17 protein-coding genes and 1 pseudogene are annotated in these 17,363 nt (G+C 73.4%); 14 read left to right on the top strand and 4 right to left on the bottom strand.

Features of this window, described 5'->3' with window-relative positions; all coding sequences use genetic code 11:
- Positions 1-3: 3 nt before the first annotated feature.
- On the bottom strand, positions 4-1,209 hold the full coding sequence (locus tag ACFY1T_RS12960; protein WP_390788177.1) for an amino acid deaminase/aldolase: 1,206 nt from the start codon (positions 1,207-1,209) through the stop codon (positions 4-6).
- 181 nt (positions 1,210-1,390) lie between these two features.
- Between ACFY1T_RS12960 and ACFY1T_RS12955 the strand changes: the two genes are divergently transcribed.
- From ACFY1T_RS12955 to ACFY1T_RS12945, 3 genes are read left to right on the top strand one after another with little or no spacing between them, the layout of a single operon-like run.
- Positions 1,391-2,167, top strand: coding sequence for a hypothetical protein (locus tag ACFY1T_RS12955; RefSeq protein WP_390788176.1), 777 nt, complete (start codon positions 1,391-1,393; stop codon positions 2,165-2,167).
- Complete coding sequence (mycP, locus tag ACFY1T_RS12950; protein WP_390788175.1) at positions 2,164-3,360, top strand: type VII secretion-associated serine protease mycosin; 1,197 nt, start codon at positions 2,164-2,166, stop codon at positions 3,358-3,360. Before ACFY1T_RS12955 ends, mycP begins: the two co-directional genes overlap by 4 nt.
- Positions 3,361-3,362: 2 nt before the next feature.
- Positions 3,363-4,112 (top strand): SseB family protein, encoded by a 750-nt coding sequence (locus tag ACFY1T_RS12945; protein ID WP_390788174.1) that lies wholly within the window; start codon positions 3,363-3,365, stop codon positions 4,110-4,112.
- A gap of 110 nt (positions 4,113-4,222) precedes the next feature.
- Here ACFY1T_RS12945 and ACFY1T_RS12940 read toward each other — a convergent pair whose 3' ends face one another.
- Positions 4,223-4,609, bottom strand: coding sequence for a DUF1844 domain-containing protein (locus ACFY1T_RS12940; protein WP_053688768.1), 387 nt, complete (start codon positions 4,607-4,609; stop codon positions 4,223-4,225).
- 405 nt (positions 4,610-5,014) lie between these two features.
- Between ACFY1T_RS12940 and infC the strand changes: the two genes are divergently transcribed.
- The 10 genes from infC to ACFY1T_RS12890 all read left to right on the top strand — a co-directional run bounded on the left by infC (position 5,015) and on the right by ACFY1T_RS12890 (position 16,142).
- On the top strand, positions 5,015-5,752 hold the full coding sequence (infC, locus tag ACFY1T_RS12935) for a translation initiation factor IF-3 (RefSeq protein ID WP_390788173.1): 738 nt from the start codon (positions 5,015-5,017) through the stop codon (positions 5,750-5,752).
- A gap of 104 nt (positions 5,753-5,856) precedes the next feature.
- On the top strand, positions 5,857-6,051 hold the full coding sequence (gene rpmI, locus ACFY1T_RS12930) for a 50S ribosomal protein L35 (RefSeq protein WP_030860183.1): 195 nt from the start codon (positions 5,857-5,859) through the stop codon (positions 6,049-6,051).
- A gap of 104 nt (positions 6,052-6,155) precedes the next feature.
- Positions 6,156-6,548: a 50S ribosomal protein L20 gene (gene rplT, locus ACFY1T_RS12925; protein WP_030860181.1), complete on the top strand. Its 393-nt coding sequence runs from the start codon at positions 6,156-6,158 to the stop codon at positions 6,546-6,548.
- Between the two features lie 126 nt (positions 6,549-6,674).
- Positions 6,675-7,541, top strand: a complete 867-nt coding sequence (locus tag ACFY1T_RS12920; RefSeq protein ID WP_390788172.1) for a TrmH family RNA methyltransferase — start codon at positions 6,675-6,677, stop codon at positions 7,539-7,541.
- Between the two features lie 56 nt (positions 7,542-7,597).
- Positions 7,598-8,839 (top strand): ATP-binding protein, encoded by a 1,242-nt coding sequence (locus ACFY1T_RS12915; RefSeq protein ID WP_390788171.1) that lies wholly within the window; start codon positions 7,598-7,600, stop codon positions 8,837-8,839.
- Between the two features lie 152 nt (positions 8,840-8,991).
- Positions 8,992-10,119: a phenylalanine--tRNA ligase subunit alpha gene (gene pheS / locus ACFY1T_RS12910; protein ID WP_390788170.1), complete on the top strand. Its 1,128-nt coding sequence runs from the start codon at positions 8,992-8,994 to the stop codon at positions 10,117-10,119.
- Entirely contained in the window at positions 10,119-12,647 is a 2,529-nt protein-coding gene (gene pheT / locus ACFY1T_RS12905) for a phenylalanine--tRNA ligase subunit beta (protein WP_390788169.1), read from the top strand. The genes pheS and pheT overlap by 1 nt, the downstream gene beginning before the upstream one ends.
- Before the next feature lie 173 nt (positions 12,648-12,820).
- On the top strand, positions 12,821-13,849 hold the full coding sequence (locus ACFY1T_RS12900) for a PP2C family protein-serine/threonine phosphatase (RefSeq protein ID WP_390788168.1): 1,029 nt from the start codon (positions 12,821-12,823) through the stop codon (positions 13,847-13,849).
- Positions 13,850-14,217: 368 nt separating this feature from the next.
- A complete protein-coding gene (locus tag ACFY1T_RS12895; RefSeq protein WP_390788167.1) occupies positions 14,218-15,558 on the top strand; it encodes a transcriptional regulator in 1,341 nt (446 codons plus the stop codon).
- Between the two features lie 62 nt (positions 15,559-15,620).
- Complete coding sequence (locus ACFY1T_RS12890; RefSeq protein WP_390788166.1) at positions 15,621-16,142, top strand: NUDIX hydrolase; 522 nt, start codon at positions 15,621-15,623, stop codon at positions 16,140-16,142.
- A gap of 32 nt (positions 16,143-16,174) precedes the next feature.
- On the opposite strand, the pseudogene ACFY1T_RS12885 reads toward ACFY1T_RS12890, so the two are convergent.
- Positions 16,175-16,318 (bottom strand): annotated as a pseudogene (locus ACFY1T_RS12885) (3-hydroxyacyl-CoA dehydrogenase family protein); the annotation flags it as partial.
- Positions 16,319-16,664: 346 nt separating this feature from the next.
- On the opposite strand from ACFY1T_RS12885, the gene ACFY1T_RS12880 reads away from it, so the two are divergent.
- On the top strand, positions 16,665-16,898 hold the full coding sequence (locus tag ACFY1T_RS12880; protein ID WP_390788165.1) for a helix-turn-helix transcriptional regulator: 234 nt from the start codon (positions 16,665-16,667) through the stop codon (positions 16,896-16,898).
- A 258-nt stretch (positions 16,899-17,156) separates the two neighbouring features.
- On the opposite strand, the gene ACFY1T_RS12875 is transcribed toward ACFY1T_RS12880, so the two are convergent.
- On the bottom strand, positions 17,157-17,357 hold the full coding sequence (locus tag ACFY1T_RS12875; protein WP_390788164.1) for a hypothetical protein: 201 nt from the start codon (positions 17,355-17,357) through the stop codon (positions 17,157-17,159).
- Positions 17,358-17,363: the final 6 nt, after the last annotated feature.

Raw genomic sequence — 17,363 nt, 5'->3', positions numbered from 1 at the left:
CCCCTAGAGGAACGTGCGGCCCTCGCCCCGGTAGGTCGGGGCGGTGGCCGTCACCCGGTCGCCCTCGACGAGGTGCAACTCGTCGAAGCGCTCGCACAGTTCGCCCGCCTTGGCGTGACGGAACCAGACCCGGTCGCCGATCAGCAGATCGTCGGCCGGGCTGCCGAGCAGCGGCGTCTGCACCTCGCCGGCCCCCTCCTGGGGGTCGTAGCGCAGGCCCTGCGGGAGGTACGGGACCGGCAGCCGGTCCGCGCCGGCCGCGCCCGAGGCGGGGTAGCCGCCGCCCAGGACGGTGACCACGCCGACGCCGGGCCTGCGGACCACCGGCTGGGCGAAGAGGGCGGCCGGGCGCCCGCTGAAGGACGTGTAGTTGTCGAACAGCCGTGGTACGTAGAGCCCCGACCCGGCGGCGATCTCCGTGACCGCGTCCTCGGCGGCGGTCTGCTGGACGCTGCCGGTGCCGCCGCCGTTGACGAACTCCAGGTCCGGGACGACCGCGCGGACGGCCCGTACGGCCTCGGCGCGACGGGCCGCGAGCTCCTTGCGGGCCGTGGCCTGCATGAGCCGGATGGCGCGCGAGCGCAAGGGCCGCCCGGCGAGGGCGTCCCCCACGCCGGCGACGTGGCCCTCGTACCCCATGATCCCGACGACGCGGAAGCCGGGGCGGGCGCAGACGGTACGGGCGAGGTCCGCGAGCTGGGCGGGCTCGCGCAGCGGCGAACGGCGCGCGCCCACACGGATCCTGCCGCCGAGGAGGTGGAGGGCGGTGTCGAGCTCCAGGCAGACGCGGATCTCCTGCGTCCCGCCGTCGCGCGCCCCGTCGATCAGCTCCAGCTGGGCGGGGTCGTCGACCATGACGGTGACGGCCGCGGCCAGCTTGGGGTCCCCCGCGAGCTCGGCGAAGCCGGCGCGGTCGGCGGAGGGGTAGGCGAGGAGCACGTCCTCGAACCCGGAGCGGGCCAGCCAGACGCTCTCGGCGAGGGTGTACGACATGATCCCGGCGAACCCGGGCCGGGCGAGGACCCGTTCGAGGAGCGCGCGGCAGCGGACGGACTTGCTGGCGACACGGATCGGCTTGCCGGCCGCGCGGCGGACGAGATCGTCGGCATTGGCGTCGAACGCGGCGAGATCGACGATGGCCAGGGGCGCGTCGAGGTGCGCGGTGGCCCGGTCGTAACGGGCCCGGTCTCCACTGGCGGGAAGATTCATGGCGGCAGCCTGCCAGATGGTTCTACCGGTGGGTAGGGGCATGCCGACGCCGGGCGGCCCCGGACCGCGCCCGGACATCACGCCCCGATCGCCACCCGGGCCGCAGCGGCCCCGGGCGATGCGGTGAGGGCGCGTAGAGTACGGGGTGGCAGCCGGACGGAACGGGGGGCGAAGCCGCCGGATGAGTGCGTCTACACCGCAGACCGCGGTCCTCGCCGAGCCCGTGGCCCGATCAGGACCCGAGCGGCGCGGGGCCGGGCGCGGCATCGCCGTCGTGGTGTGCGCCGTGCTGGGGGTCGGCCTCCTCGGCGGAGCCGGGGTCAGCGGATGGGCCGAACAGCGCGACGCCCACAGGCCCCTGGCCGCCGGCGCCGCCTACCGCAAAGCCGGATCGCTGTGGCGCGAGACGCCCGTGGACAGCCTGTTCCCGCCCGTCCTCGACGGCGGCGACGCAGGCCCCGGCGGAGCGGACCGCACCTGGACGCGGGTCGCGCTCGCACCCGACTCCGACTGCGGACCCGCGCTCGCCGCCGACTGGCAGGCCGCCCTCGCCGCCACCGGCTGCACCCGGGTCCTGCGCGCCACCTACACCGACGCCACCCGCAGCTCCCTCGTCACCGTCGGCATGGTCTTCACCCCCGCCGACGCGGCGGCGATGGAGGCGCTGCGCGGACACCTCCCGGCCCCGCCCGGCTACGGCTTCGCCGACAGCCAGCGCGCCGCCTGGACCGCATCGGTGGTCCCGCAGGCCCCCGTCGTCGTCTACGCCGTCTCCGCGTTCACCGACGGCCGCACGCTCGACGCCCCGCGCCCCGCCGAGGACATGATGCGCAAGGACGCCGCCGGAGCCGTCGCCCGGGCCGGCCTCGGCCACGAGGCCAAGGCGATCGCCGACCGGACGCAGCGCACGCTGCGCACCCTCGCCGCGCCGCCCACCCCCGCCGGAGACCCGCGATGACCCCCTTGCGGACCGCCGCCGTCCTCGTGCTCGGGGCGGTGCTCGCCGGGATCGGCGCAGGGCCGGCCGCCGCCGACACCATCCGCGACCGGCAGTGGGGGCTCACCGCGTTGCGGGCCGAGGAGGCCTGGGGGACCACCCGGGGCGCCGGGGTCACCGTCGCCGTGCTCGACACCGGGGTCGACGGCTCCCACCCCGACCTGGCCGGGCAGGTCCTCGACGGGACCGATCTGATCGGGATGGGCGCCGGGCGCGGCGATCGGGCCTGGGCCCGGCACGGGACCGCCATGGCCGGGATCATCGCCGGGCACGGCCACGGCGGCAACCGCCGCCAGGGCGTCCTCGGCATCGCCCCCCAGGCCAGGATCCTCCCCGTCCGCGTGATCCTCGAAGAGGGCGATCCCGGCAGGGCCCAGGCCCGCGAGAGCAAGGGCGGCGCGCTCGCCGAGGGCATCCGCTGGGCGGCCGACCACGGCGCGAACGTGATCAACCTCTCCCTCGGCGACGACAGCGACTCCGCCCACCACGAGGCCGCCGAGGACGAGGCCGTCCAGTACGCCCTCGCCAAGGGCGTGGTCGTCGTGGCGTCGGCGGGCAACGGCGGCCGGCAGGGCGACCACGCGTCCTATCCGGCCGCCTACCCCGGGGTCATCGCCGTCACCGCCGTCGACCGCGGCGGCCGCAAGGCCGACTTCTCCACCAGCAACTGGTACGCCACCGTCAGCGCCCCCGGCGTCGACGTGGTCATCGCCGACCCCGACCGCGCCTACTACGAGGGCTGGGGCACCAGCGCGGCCTGCGCCTTCGTCTCCGGCGCCGTGGCCCTCGTCAAGGCCGCCCACCCTGACCTCTCGCCGGCCCAGATCAAGAGGCTGCTGGAGGAGACCGCCTCCGACGCCCCGCCCGGCGGCCGCGACGACTCCCGCGGCCACGGACTCGTGGACCCCGTCGCCGCCCTCCAGGCCGCCGACGCGCTGCGCGCCGAGCCGCCGGTCCCCGTGCCCGTCGCGGCCGGGCAGCCGTACTTCGGCCCCGGCCCCGAGCCGGTCCGGGCCGCCGCACGCGGTACCCGGCTCGGGGCCCCGGCGGCCGCGGCCGCCGGGCTCGCGCTGCTCGTACTGTCCCTCGTACTGGCCCGCCGCCCGCGAGGCGCCCGACGGGCCCCGGACCCGGACCGGGATAGGGTCGGGTAACTGTGGCGAACAAAAACATTCCCGACCCCGGCTTCTCCGACGACGACGGCTCCGCCGACCCCCGGCTGAGCGCGGCCCTGGCCGCCTGGTCCGCGGACCGGGCGCAGGAGCCGCAGGTGCTGGCGGCCCTCAAGGGCGCCCGTCTGCTGGTCCCGGTGGTCGCCGTGCTCGGCGAGGTCGAGACCGACCCGGAGACGGGCCTCAAGCGCGAGAAGACCAGCGACATGGCCGTCCCGACCCTGCGCGCGGGGGACCGGCGGGCCCTGCCGGCGTTCACCTCGACCGCCTCGCTGGCCCTGTGGGACCCGGCCGCCCGGCCGGTCGCCGTGCCGCTGCACCAGGCCCTGGCCGCCGCCGCGCACGAGAAGGCCGACACCGTGGTCCTGGACCTGGCCGGCCCCGTCACCTACCAGCTCACCGGCCCCGCGCTGCTCGCGCTGGCCGAGGGCCGCACCGACGCCGGCCCGCTGGCCGATCCCGCGGTGCGCGAAGCGGTACGGGCCGCCGTGGCCGCGGAGCCCGCCGTGCTCCGCGCGCACCTCGGGCCGGGCGGGGCGGACGCCGACGGCACGCTCGCGATCGTGCTGGCCCCGGGGGCGCAGGGGGTGCAGGACCACACCGCCGCCCGCCGCGTCGCCGAGGCGCTGGCCGCCGACGAGACCCTGCGGGCCCGCCTCGTGCACGGGCTGGACCTGGCGCTGCTCCCGGAGGAGGCCCCGGCCCCGTCCGGCGAGCCGCTCTTCGCCCGCTGAGCGGCGCGGGCGCCGGAACACCGGAAAAGAAACGCAGAAACGCCGGAACGCCGGAAACGCCGAAGGGCCGGGGCAGTGCCCCGGCCCTTCGTCCTGCGCGTACGGGCGGCTCAGCCGAAGACCGGGCCCGTGAACTTCTCGCCCGGACCCTGGCCCGGCTCGTCCGGCACGATCGAGGCCTCGCGGAAGGCGAGCTGCAGCGACTTCAGGCCGTCCCGCAGCGGGGCCGCGTGGAAGGAGCTGATCTCGGTGGCGCTCGCCGTGACCAGGCCGGCGAGGGCCGTGATCAGCTTGCGGGCCTCGTCGAGGTCCTTGTGCTCGGAGTCCGGCTTGTCCAGGCCCAGGTTGACCGCCGCGGCGCTCAGCAGGTGCACGGCCACCGTGGTGATCACCTCGACGGCGGGCACGTCCGCGATGTCGCGGGTCATGGCGTCGTAGTCGGGGGCGTCCGGCGTGCTGCCGGCCTCGGTGGCGGGGGTGGGGGTCGCGTCAGTCATGCCTCACACGATAAGCCGGGCCGTGCACGCCGCCGACCGGGCCCCGGGTCGCCGCGGCGCCGACCGGGCACCGGGCAGGGTCCGCGCCGACACCGCCGGGTGAGCGGACCCGCCGCGGAATGCTATATTGGGCTGACGACCGGCCGGAGACGCATGTCCCCGGCCCACAAGTGGAGGCTCCGCTCTCCCACCCGACCACCCTCCGGGGCGGCGGGTCACCGGTCAGGTGGCATCCATCGTTCCGTACGGACGATGGAAAGCTGCCCGAGTCTGCGCCCCGCGATCGCATGCGGCGGTGCTCCGGTTGTATTGGAGCCCCTGCCTGTGCCTCGGCGGGGCATTTTTCATGTTCCGCCGCGGTTGGTCTGACGACATCAGACGTCAGCGGCTGTCTGCCAGGCAGCCGTGTGGTGCTACCGAGGAGGATCCATCAGCACCGAGCCCCGCATCAACGACCGGATTCGCGTTCCCGAGGTACGACTCGTCGGTCCCAGCGGTGAGCAGGTCGGCATCGTGCCGCTTGCCAAGGCCCTTGAGCTGGCGCAGGAGTACGACCTCGACCTGGTCGAGGTCGCGGCGTCCGCACGCCCGCCGGTCTGCAAGCTCATGGACTACGGCAAGTTCAAGTACGAGTCGGCCATGAAGGCCCGTGAGGCGCGCAAGAACCAGGCGCACACGGTCATCAAGGAAATGAAGCTCCGGCCGAAGATCGACCCGCACGACTATGACACCAAGAAGGGTCACGTCGTTCGGTTCCTCAAGCAGGGCGACAAGGTCAAGATCACGATCATGTTCCGTGGTCGCGAGCAGTCCCGGCCGGAACTCGGCTACCGACTGCTGCAGCGTCTCGCTTCGGACGTCGAGGACCTCGGGTTCATCGAGTCGAACCCGAAGCAGGACGGCCGCAACATGATCATGGTCCTCGGTCCGCACAAGAAGAAGACCGAGGCCATGGCCGAAGCCCGCGAGGCGCAGGCCGCCCGCAAGGCCGAGCGCCAGGGTGTCGCCGCCGACGAGGCTCCTTCCGAGGACGCCCCCGTCGAGGAGGGCACCGAGGTCGCCTCTGCCGAGGCCGCGGCCGACGCCGAGACCGAGGCCGAGGTCACCGAGGCCGCCTCTCCCGAGGCACCGGCCGAGGCCTGATTCCGAGGCAGCCTGTCTCGGATCACCGACACAACATGACGCTCCCTGGCGCCGGTCCCCAACCGGACCGGCGGGGGCGCCACCGACGAGGAGATAACGGCGCCATGCCGAAGAACAAGACGCACAGCGGTACCAAGAAGCGCTTCAAGGTCACCGGCTCCGGCAAGGTGCTCCGCGAGCGCGCCGGCAAGCGCCACCTGCTCGAGCACAAGTCGTCCCGTGTCACCCGCCGCCTGACCGGCACCGCGGAGATGGCCCCCGGCGACGCCGCGAAGATCAAGAAGCTTCTCGGCAAGTGATGTTCTCCGCTCCCGCGCAGGGAGCGGATGAGCGTCAAGACCGGGACCCCATCGAATTCGGGCCGTGTGAAGACACCCACGGCCCCGCTACAAGGAGTTAAAAAGTGGCACGCGTCAAGCGGGCAGTAAACGCCCACAAGAAGCGCCGGGCGATCCTCGAGGCGGCCTCCGGCTACCGCGGTCAGCGTTCGCGCCTGTACCGCAAGGCCAAGGAGCAGGTCACCCACTCGCTGGTCTACAACTTCAACGACCGCAAGAAGCGCAAGGGCGACTTCCGTCAGCTGTGGATCCAGCGCATCAACGCCGCTGCCCGCCAGAACGGCATGACGTACAACCGCCTCATCCAGGGTCTGAAGGCCGCCAACATCGAGGTGGACCGCAAGATCCTCGCGGAGCTGGCCGTCAACGACGCCAACGCTTTCGCCGCGCTCGTCGAGGTTGCGCAGAAGGCGCTCCCGGCCGACGTGAACGCCCCGAAGGCCGCTGCCGCCGCCTAAGCAGCGAGCAGCAAGCCCTTCACAGGCTTCAGCCCGGACCCGCAGGCCCCGTGCCTGCGGGTCCGGTGCGTTGTAGCCGATCCACCTGTTTCGACCCGCAGTACGTACGGAAGCGAGCCGACCGCCATGGGTACCCCCGCCCCCGCCGAGCTGATCTCCCCCCGATCCCCGCGGGTGGCCGCCGCCAGGCGACTGGCGCGGCGCAACTTCCGCACCAAGGAGCGCCGGTTCATCGCCGAGGGCCCGCAGGCCGTCCGCGAGGCCGTCGAGCACCGGGGCGCCGGCGGCGCGTCGACCCTGATCGAGCTGTTCGCGACCGTGGAGGCCGCCGAGCGCTACGAAGGGATCATCGAGGCGGCGCTGGCCGCCGGCGCGCGCGTCCACTACGCCTCCGACGAGGTGCTCGCCGAGGTCTCGCAGACCGTCACCCCGCAGGGGCTCGTCGGCGTCTGCCACTTCCTCGACTCGCCGTTCGAGGACATCCTCAAGGCCGAGCCCAAGCTGGTCGCCGTCCTCGCGCACGTCCGCGACCCCGGGAACGCCGGCACGGTGCTGCGCTGCGCGGACGCCGCCGGCGCGGACGCCGTGGTCCTGACCGACGCCTCGGTGGACCTCTACAACCCGAAGTCCGTGCGCGCCTCCGTGGGCTCCCTCTTCCACCTGCCGGTGGCGGTCGGCGTCCCCGTCGAGCAGGCCGTCGAAGGGCTGCGGGCGGCCGGCGTGCGGATCCTCGCCGCCGACGGGGCGGGCGAGGACGACCTGGACGCCGAGCTCGACGCGGGCACCATGGGCACCCCCTCGGCCTGGGTCTTCGGCAACGAGGCGTGGGGCCTGCCCGAGGAGACCAGGGCGCTCGCCGACGCCGTCGTACGCGTCCCGATCCACGGCAAGGCCGAGAGCCTGAACCTCGCCACGGCCGCCGCGGTGTGCCTCTACGCGTCCGCGCGTGCACAGCGGGCTCCCGGAGGGTGCCGCTCCGTGACCCCCAGCTAGTAGTGTGGCGGCCCGGGGGGCCCACTGCGCTACTCGGAGATGTGGGGTACGGGGAGATGACCGTCGGTACGAACAGCTCGCCCGGGGCCGTGACGGCGTCCGGGACGCCGTCCCTGGCGGCGGTGCCCCCGCAGGGCGGCGCGGGCCGCGCCGCCGCGGCCGCACCGGAGACCCGCGAACCGCGCGAGACCCGCGACCCGTCCGGGCCCGGCGAGGCGCCCGAGTTCACCGCGCTCGGGATCGACCCCGACGACCTGCCCGACGGGCTCGTCGTCGCCGACCACGCCGGCCGGGTGATCTGCTTCAACTCCGCCGCCGCCCGGATCACCGCGCTGGCCCCCGGCGAGGCGCTCGGCGCACGGATCGACAGGGCGCTGCCGCTGGAGGACCTCGACGGACGCCGCTGGTGGGCGCTGACCGATCCGTACGGGGGCCTCGCCACCCGGCGCGGCCAGCCCGAGCGCAACCTCCTGCTGCCCGGGGGCCGGGAGGTGCTCGTCTCGGCCCGCTACGTACGCACCCACCCCACGGGCCCGCTGCGCCGCCTCGTCGTCACCCTGCGCGGCACCGAGGCGCGCCGGCGCACCGAGCGCAGCCACGCCGAGCTGATCGCCACCGTCGCGCACGAGCTGCGCTCGCCGCTGACCTCCGTCAAGGGGTTCACCGCGACCCTGCTGGCCAAGTGGGAGCGGTTCACCGACGACCAGAAGCGGCTGATGCTGGAGACCGTCGACGCCGACGCGGGCCGCGTCACCCGCCTCATCGCCGAGCTCCTCGACATCTCCCGCATCGACTCCGGCCGGCTGGAGGTGCGCCGCCAGCCGGTGGACATCGCCACGGCCGTCGGCCGCCACGTCCAGGCGCTCATCGCGAACGGCCAGGCGCCCGAACGGTTCCTCGTACGGGTCGGCTGCGCGCTCCCCGATCTGTGGGCCGACCCGGACAAGATCGACCAGATCCTCGGCAACCTCCTCGAAAATGCGGTGCGGCACGGCGAGGGAACGGTCACCATCGAGGTATCGCCGACCAGCCTGACGAACGCAGCGGGCAAGACCGAGAAGGGAACCGCCGTCACCGTGACCGATGAGGGCCCCGGTATCCCCGAGGAGTCGATGGGCCGCGTCTTCACCCGCTTCTGGCGGGGCAGCAAGCGCGGCGGCACCGGTCTGGGCCTGTACATCGTCAAGGGCATCGTCGAGGCCCACGGCGGCACCATCACGGTCGGCCGCGGCCCCGGCGGCGGCGCCGAGTTCCGATTTATCCTGCCCGTGGGAGCGCCTGCCTACCTCACGCAGTAAACCTGCGGAGCGTCTCGCCAGGCGGCCCACGGGCTCCTTCACCCCCGGCGACCTTTAGACTCGTCCTTTGGCACCTTTGTGTCCTTGTGCCGAGCGCGCCCTGCGTGTCGCGCGGGGGACCCACCAGCCAGCCATCGGAAGTACGGGAAGAGATGTCGGCACCGAACAAGTCGTACGACCCTGTCGAGGTCGAGGCACTGAAACCGGAAGAGATCGAGCGCATGCGGGACGAGGCGCTCGCCGCCTTCGCGACCGCCGGCGACCTCGACGCGCTGCGGGAGGCGAAGACCGCGCACATGGGCGACCGCTCGCCCCTGGCGCTCGCCAACCGCGAGATCGGCGCCCTGCCGCCGCAGGCCAAGGCCGAGGCGGGCAAGCGCGTGGGCCAGGCCCGCGGCGCCGTCAACAAGGCCTTCGGGGCCCGCACGGTCGAGCTCGAAGCGGAGCGCGACGAGCGGGTGCTGGTCGAGGAGGCGGTGGACGTCACGCTGCCCCACGACCGCGTCCCCGCCGGTGCCCGGCACCCCCTGACCACGCTGATGGACCGCATCGCGGACATCTTCACGGCCATGGGCTACGAGGTGGCCGAGGGGCCCGAGGTCGAGGCGGAGTGGTTCAACTTCGACGCCCTCAACTTCACGCCCGACCACCCGGCGCGCCAGATGCAGGACACCTTCTTCGTCCAGGGCCCCAAGGGGACCGAGGGCGACGAGTCCGGCGTCGTGCTGCGCACCCACACCTCCCCGGTGCAGGCGCGCTCGCTGCTCGACCGGGAGCCGCCCGTGTACGTGGTGTGCCCGGGCCGGGTGTTCCGCACCGACGAGCTCGACGCGACGCACACCCCGGTCTTCCACCAGGTCGAGCTGCTCGCCGTGGACGAGGGCCTGACCATGGCCGACCTCAAGGGCACCCTGGACCACATGGTCCAGGCGCTCTTCGGCAAGGACATGACCACCCGGCTGCGCCCGAACTTCTTCCCGTTCACCGAGCCGTCCGCCGAGATGGACATGCAGTGCTACGTGTGCCGCGGCGAGTCGGTGGGCAACCCCGACCGCCCGTGCCGCACCTGCTCCAGCGAGGGCTGGATCGAGCTCGGCGGCTGCGGAATGGTCAACCCCAAGGTGCTCGTCGCCTGCGGTGTCGACCCCGAGAAGTACAGCGGGTTCGCCTTCGGGTTCGGCATCGAGCGGATGCTGATGTTCCGCCACAACGTCGAAGACATGCGAGACATGGTCGAGGGTGACGTCCGGTTCACCCGGCCGTTCGGGATGGAGATCTGATGCGGGTCCCGCTTTCTTGGCTGCGGGAGTACGTCGACCTGCCTGCGGGCGAAACCGGTCGTGACGTACAGGCCAAGCTCGTAGACGCCGGCCTCGAGGTCGAGAGGGTCGAGCAGCTCGGCGCCGGCCTCAAGGGCCCCCTGGTCGTCGGCCAGGTGCTGACCATCGAGGAGCTCGAGGGCTTCCGCAAGCCGATCCGTTTCTGCACGGTCGACGTCGGCCAGGCCAACGGCACCGGTGAGCCGCAGGAGATCGTCTGCGGCGCCCGGAACTTCTCCGTGGGCGACAAGGTCGTCGTGGTCCTGCCCGGCGCGGTGCTGCCCGGCGACTTCGCGATCGCCTCGCGCAAGACGTACGGCCGCACCTCGCACGGCATGATCTGCTCCGGCGACGAGCTGGGCATGGGCGACGACGGCACGCACGGCATCATCGTGCTCCCGCCGGAGCACGAGGTCGCCACCGACGCGATCGAGCTGCTCCAGCTCGTCGACGAGGTCCTCGACATCGCCGTCACCCCGGACCGCGGCTACTGCCTGTCGATGCGCGGCGTGGCCCGTGAGACCGCCACCGCGTACGGCCTGCCGCTGCGCGACCCGGCGCTGCTCGACGTGCCCGCGCCGAACTCGTACGGCTACCTGGTCAAGATCGACGACCCGGCCGGCTGCGACCGCTTCACCGCCCGTACGGTGACCGGCCTCGACCCCGAGGCGAAGTCCCCGATCTGGCTCACGCGGCGCCTGCAGAAGGCGGGCATGCGCCCGATCTCGCTCGCCGTCGACGTCACCAACTACGTGATGCTCGAACTGGGCCAGCCGCTGCACGCGTACGACCGCTCCCGCCTGGACGGCGCCATCGGCGTGCGCCGCGCCGAGCAGGGCGAGAAGTTCACCACCCTCGACGGGGTCAAGCGCACGCTCGACGCCGAGGACCTGGTGATCACCGACAACAGCGGGCCGATCGGCCTCGCGGGTGTCATGGGCGGCGCCAACACCGAGATCGCCGACTCCGTGACCGACCCCGAGACCGGCATCGTCTCGGGCACCACGGACGTCGTGATCGAGGCGGCCCACTTCGACGCGCTGACGATCTCGCGCTCCGCCCGCCGCCACAAGCTCGCCTCCGAGGCCTCCAAGCGCTTCGAGCGCGGCGTCGACCCGCAGGCGGCCTCCGCGGCCGCGCAGCGGACCGTCGACCTGCTCGTGCTGCTCGCGGGCGGCACCGCCGAGGCCGGCGTCACCGAGCTCACCGCCCCGGGCGCCCCGCGCACCGTCGCGATGCGCGCGGACCACCCGGACCGGGTCGCGGGCATGGACTACGGCCGCGAGACCGTCGTCCGCCGCCTCCAGGAGGTCGGCTGCGACGTCTACGGCCAGGACGAGCTCGTCGTCACCGTCCCCTCGTGGCGGCCCGACCTCGCCGAGCCCAACGACCTCGCCGAAGAGGTCATCCGGCTGGAGGGCTACGGGAACCTCCCGTCGACCCTCCCGAAGCTGCCCTCCGGCCGCGGTCTGACCGCACGCCAGCAGCTGCACCGCCGGGTCGGCCGCGCGCTGGCCGGCGCCGGCTACGTCGAGGCGCTCAGCTACCCGTTCGTCGGCGAGGGCGTCTTCGACCAGCTCCAGCTGCCCGCGCACGACGCGGCCCGCCAGGTCGTCAAGCTGGTCAACCCGCTCTCCGACGAGGAGCCGGCGCTGCGCACCACGCTGCTGCCGGGCCTGCTGGGCGCGCTGCGCCGCAACGACAGCCGGGGCAGCCACGACCTCGCCCTCTTCGAGACGGGCTCGGTCTTCCGGGCCGGCCCGCAGCCGGGTGTCGCCGTACGGCTGCCCGTCGACCGGCGTCCCACGGCCGAGGAGATCGCCACGCTGAACGCCGCCCTGCCGGCTCAGCCGCGGTACGCCGCGGTCGTGCTGGCCGGTGCGCGCGAGCAGGCCGGCTGGTGGGGCAAGGGCCGCCCGGCCGACTGGGCGGACGCGGTGCAGGCCGCGCGCTCGCTGGCCGCCGAGGCCGGTGTGGACCTCGTCGTGCGCCAGGGCCGGTACGGGCCGTGGCACCCGGGCCGGTGCGCCGAGCTGATCGTCACCCTGAACGGGGTGGAGACGGTCATCGGGCACGCCGGTGAGCTGCACCCGCGCGTCGTCAAGGCGATGGGCCTGCCGGCCCGCACCAGCGCCATGGAGCTCGACCTGGACCGCCTCGCGGCGGCCGGCGGCGAGGCCGTGGAGGCGCCCCGGATCTCCACCTTCCCGGTGGCGACCCAGGACGTCGCGCTGATCGTCGACGCCTCGGTCCCGGCGGCCGACGTCGAGACCGCGCTGCGCAAGGGCGCCGGCGAACTGCTGGAGTCCCTGCGGCTGTTCGACGTGTTCACCGGCGACCAGGTCGGCGAGGGCAAGAAGTCCCTGGCGTACGCGCTGCGCTTCCGCGCGGCCGACCGCACGCTGACCGCCGAGGAGTCCACGGCCGCGCGCGACGCGGCGGTGGCGCTGGCGGGCGAGCGCACGGGCGCGGTGCTGCGCGGGGCGTAACCGCTGCGTGGAGTGAGGCCCGAGGGGCGTGTCCGGTGGTCCGGACGCGCCCCTTGCGCATGGGCGGGCGGGAGGAGACCGCCGCTCACTCATTCGGGTGAGAACGCTGGTGACCCGTGTCCCGGGCCTGCGGCTGTCGACAGAATCGTTGCGGCCGAGGGGAGGCCGGAACGATGATCACGGGCTGGGAGATGCCCCAGGTGCGTCGGGCGTGCGTCCTTGCGTGGGGCGCCGCCGCGGTGTCCTGGGAGCTGTCCACCCCCGGGCGGCTCGGCGCCAGCCTGGCCAGCTGCGCGGCGTTCCTGTTACTGGCCGCCGGGTGCGCCCTGCACATCCGGCGCGAGCTGACGGCGGAGCTGCGGCGCATGCGGGAGATCGCGGGCGCGGCGCAGCGGGCCCTGCTGCGGCCCCTGCCGGGGAGGATCGGGGGCCTGACGCTGGCGGCGGCGCAACTGTCCGCGAGCCGGGGCGCGGCGGTGGGCGGGGACCTGTACGAAGCCGTGCCGACGGCGTACGGGGTCCGGGTGGTGATCGGGGACGTACGGGGGCACGGGCTGCCGGCGCTGGGCGCGGCGGCCGCGGTCCTCGGGGCCTTCCGGGAGGCGGCGTACGACGAACCCGCGCTCGGCGGGGTGCTGGTCCGCATGGAACGCGCCCTGTCCCGGCACGTCCTGGCGCAGGACGCGGCGGAGGAGTTCGTGACGGTGCTGCTGCTCCAGATCGCGCGCGACGGCTCCGTCCTGGCCCTGAACTGCGGCCACCCGTGGCCGTACCTCCTCCGCGAGCCGCAGCCGCTCGAACCCTGCGGGGCCCCGCCCCGCACCGCCCTCTCGGAACCCGGGGGACGGAGAAGGGGCGGGGCGGCGAGAGGCCGTGCCCGGCGGGGCTCGGACGTGCGGTCCCTCGACGGGGGCGAGACGTTCCCGCCGCTCGGGGTGGTGCCCGTACAGCCGGAGGTCCAGCCGCACGACTGCGGGCAACTGTGGCCCGGTGACGTCCTGTTCCTGCACACCGACGGCGCCGAGGACGCGCGCGACCACGACGGGCGGTTCTTCCCGCTGCGCGGCGTGCTCGCGGCGCAGGCCGACGACACGCCCGCGCGGCTGGTCGCGGGCGTGCACGCCGCACTGCTCCGCCACACCGGCGGGCGGCTCACCGACGACGTGGCCCTGCTGGTGCTGCGCAGCGACCGCGACGCCTGAACCGGAGGGGACCGCACACCGGGCCCGGTGGGAGGGCCCGGCGCGCGTTCCACGGCCCCTGCCGGGGCCCGGCGACCAACCGGGCGCCGGCGGAGCCGGAGCGCGCCGCCCGCCTGCCATGGAGTGTCGGGCAGACAGCAAGGCGGGCGGCGCGGTGCGGGTCGTCGCACTGTACGAGGGGGAGCCGACGACCCGAGCTGCCTCTTTGGCGAGGCTCTTAAGTGAACCGCTCCCGGGGCTCGTTGCGGCAGGGTGCGTATCGCATTTATGCGCGTTCTTGGTTCACACCCTGTGTGAATCAAAGGGAGTACACCCCGTGCGAACCGCGCACCCACTAGCCTGAGGCCGAAGAGCCCTTGGAGGGGCCCATGCAGCCCAATGCCCTTCTCGACGCCCTCCTCGCCGAGGCGGGCATGTCCCACGCCGGACTCGCGGCGCACGTCAACCAGGCGGGCCGGTCCCGCGGGCTCGCCCTGCGCTACGAACACACCGCCGTCACGCGGTGGTTGAAGGGCCAGCGCCCGCGCGGCCAGGTGCCCGACCTGATCTGCGAGGTGCTCGGCGGCCGGCTCCGGCGCCCGGTGTCGCTGGAGGACGTCGGGCTCGGCGTTCCGGGCCAGCCCCTCTCCCCGCACGGCTCCCCGCTCAGCGGCTTCGTCGACCGGGCCGCCGCCCTGTGGCGCTCCGACGAGCAGGGCCGTGGCCAGCTGCTCACCGCCGAGGCCGTCACCGGGACGCCCGCCGTCATCCCGGTCTGGGAGTGGGAGAACCCGCCCGAGGACGCCGACGTCTCCCGGGACGGGCCGAACCGGATCGGCCCGCAGCACATCGAGGTCCTCCGGGCCGCCCGCGCGCACTACGAGCTGATGTACCGCCGCGCCGGCGGGGTGGCCACCCGGGCCCGCATCATCCGCTTCCTCGGCAGCGAGACCGCGCCGATGCTGCGCGGGAGCTACCCCGACGGGCTCGGCCGCAGCCTGCACCGGGCCACCGGCTCCCTCGTGGCGGTGGCCGGGATCTGCGCGTACGACTCGGACGCGCACGGGCTCGCCCAGCGCTACTTCCACCAGGCACTGCGGCTCGCGAAGGCCAGCGGGGACCGGGGACTCGGCGCCTACGTCATCGCGCTGATCGTCAACCAGTCCCTGCACCTGCGGGAGTACCGCCAGGCCGTCGCGTTCGCCGAGGCCGCGCTGCGCGCCGCGGGCCGGCACACCACCCCGGCCCTGACCGCGGACCTGTACGCCATGCAGGCCAAGGCGTACGCGCAACTCGGCGACACCGCGGCCGCGTTGGCCTGCATCCGCCATGCCGAGGCGGCCGCCGAGCGGATCCGGCCCGGCACGGAGCCGGACGAGACGGGGTACGTACAGCCCGGGCTGGTCAACGTACAGGTGGCCGAGGCGCTGCTCAGCCTCGGAGACCTGCACGCCGCCCACGAGCAGGCGACGGCTGCGGTCGGGACTCCGGCACACGACCGCGGGCGCGTCCACCGGCTGGCGATGCTCTGCGAGATCCAGCTGCGCCAGGGCGAGGCGGACCGGGCGGTGGCGGCCGCGGCCGAGATGGCCGAGCGGGCCAAGGGGATGGAGTCGCTGCGACTGCGGGACCGGTTGCGGGCGGTCCGCGAACAGCTGCTGACCAGCGGATGTTCCGGCGCGGAGGAGACCGCGCAGTTGATCGACGGGGCGCTGCGCGTTCCCCTGTGAGCACGCGAACTGCTGCCATGTTGCCACCTACTCGAACGGAAGGTGGCACAACCGTGCAGTGGATGAACCTGAGTGAGCAGACCGTGTACAGGAACCGCTGGTTCGACGTGAACCTCGCCGATGTGGAACTCCCCGACGGCCGGCACCTGGACCACTTCGTGATCCGGCTGCGGCCCGTCGCCGTCGCCACGGCCGTCAACGAGGCCAACGAGGTGCTGCTGCTGTGGCGGCACCGTTTCATCACCGACAGCTGGGGCTGGGAACTGCCCGCGGGCGTGGTCGAGGACGGCGAGGACATCGCGGCGGCCGCGGCCCGCGAGATGGAGGAGGAGTCGGGCTGGCGGCCCGGGCCCCTCCACCACCTGATGACCGTCGAACCGGCCAACGGGCTGACCGATGCCCGCCACCACCTCTACTGGGCGGACGGGGCGACGTACATCGGACATCCCGAGGACGACTTCGAGTCCTCGCGCCGCGAGTGGGTGCCCCTCAAACTCGTGCCGGACATGATCGCGCGCGGCGAGATCCCGGCCGCCAACATGGCGGCCGGGCTGCTGCTCCTGCACCACCTGCGGCTCGGCTGACCCCGCCGGCCGCGGGTCGCGGCGGTACGGGATCAGCCGTACGGGTAGAAGCCCGATCCGGTCTTGCGGCCCAGGCGGCCCGCGTCGACCATCCGCTGGAGCAGCGGGGGAGCGGCGTACAGCGGCTCCTTGTACTCCGCGTACATCGAGTCGGCGATCGAGGCGATCGTGTCCATCTGCGCGGACGTCTGTTCGGCGCCCGTGACCTGCTAGTTCAGCTTCTTGCTACACCTTGCTCGCCCTTGCCGGAGCATGCGGATTGCTTCTCCCTATGGGCTCCCAGACGCCAAGACTCCCTGAAAACTCCCTACACGGAGCCGACAAAACCGCTGTTGGAACGGCCCCGCGTCCCCCTGGGAGACGCGGGGCCGACCCGTCCCGGCTGGGGCGACACCTCCCACAGCGTCATTCCCCGGCCGGGGGTCCAAAGTCGGCGGCTTTTCAGCCAGCCGATCGATACAGGGGAGCGAAAGCGGCTAGATAGCTGCTGACTTATGATGATCTTCGGTTCAGTTTTTGTAGGTGCGACCCGCAGACCAACCCGACTGGATCCTCGATGCCCGCCGGCGGGTAGGCCTGAGGATTCGCGACGCCCGGGTGGGCGCGGAAATGACTCAAGAGGAATTGGCGCATTGCGCCGAGGTGGACCGCTCTACGGTTCAGCGGGCCGAGCTTGGTCAGAACGATCTCAAGCTCAGCCACCTCTTTCGCATTGCCGCCGCCCTGCGCCTCCCGGCGAGAGATCTCATGCCGTAGCCCTCGTATGCCCAGTTTCGGCCACAGGGAACGTCCTCATCCTGCCTGGCATATGCCAGGCTCGGAAGGGTGTGACGCGCATTTATCTACACGCTGGGTTCGCACCCCGTGTGTATGTGTAACTTTTGCCAGGCCTGTCCCGCTCGTCGCCCCTGTCACGGGTCGAACTTACGAGCGAGCTGAATCGGAGTCAACAGTTCCGCCGATCCGGTCTGGCTGGTACCCGCCCCTCCCGCCGCCGCAGAAGGGGCGGGAGCTCTAGGTGCCGCCGTGACCGGTGCAGGCCCGCGGGAACCAGCGAACCTTCAGGTCGGCCACCTGGGCGGTCTGTTCGCCGAGGTCGACGGCCGGCCCGGCGCCGAGGTGGATGCCGCAGTGCACGCAGGCGGCCCCGCGGACCTGCTGCGCTGACAGGTCACCGACTCGCGGGAGGGGAGGAAGGGGTGGCGGCTTGCTCATGCCCGT

Source organism: Streptomyces sp. NPDC001194 (assembly GCF_042896985.1).
Taxonomy (GTDB): Bacteria; Actinomycetota; Actinomycetes; order Streptomycetales; family Streptomycetaceae; genus Streptomyces.
This window is presented reverse-complemented; position numbering and strand designations above follow the sequence as displayed.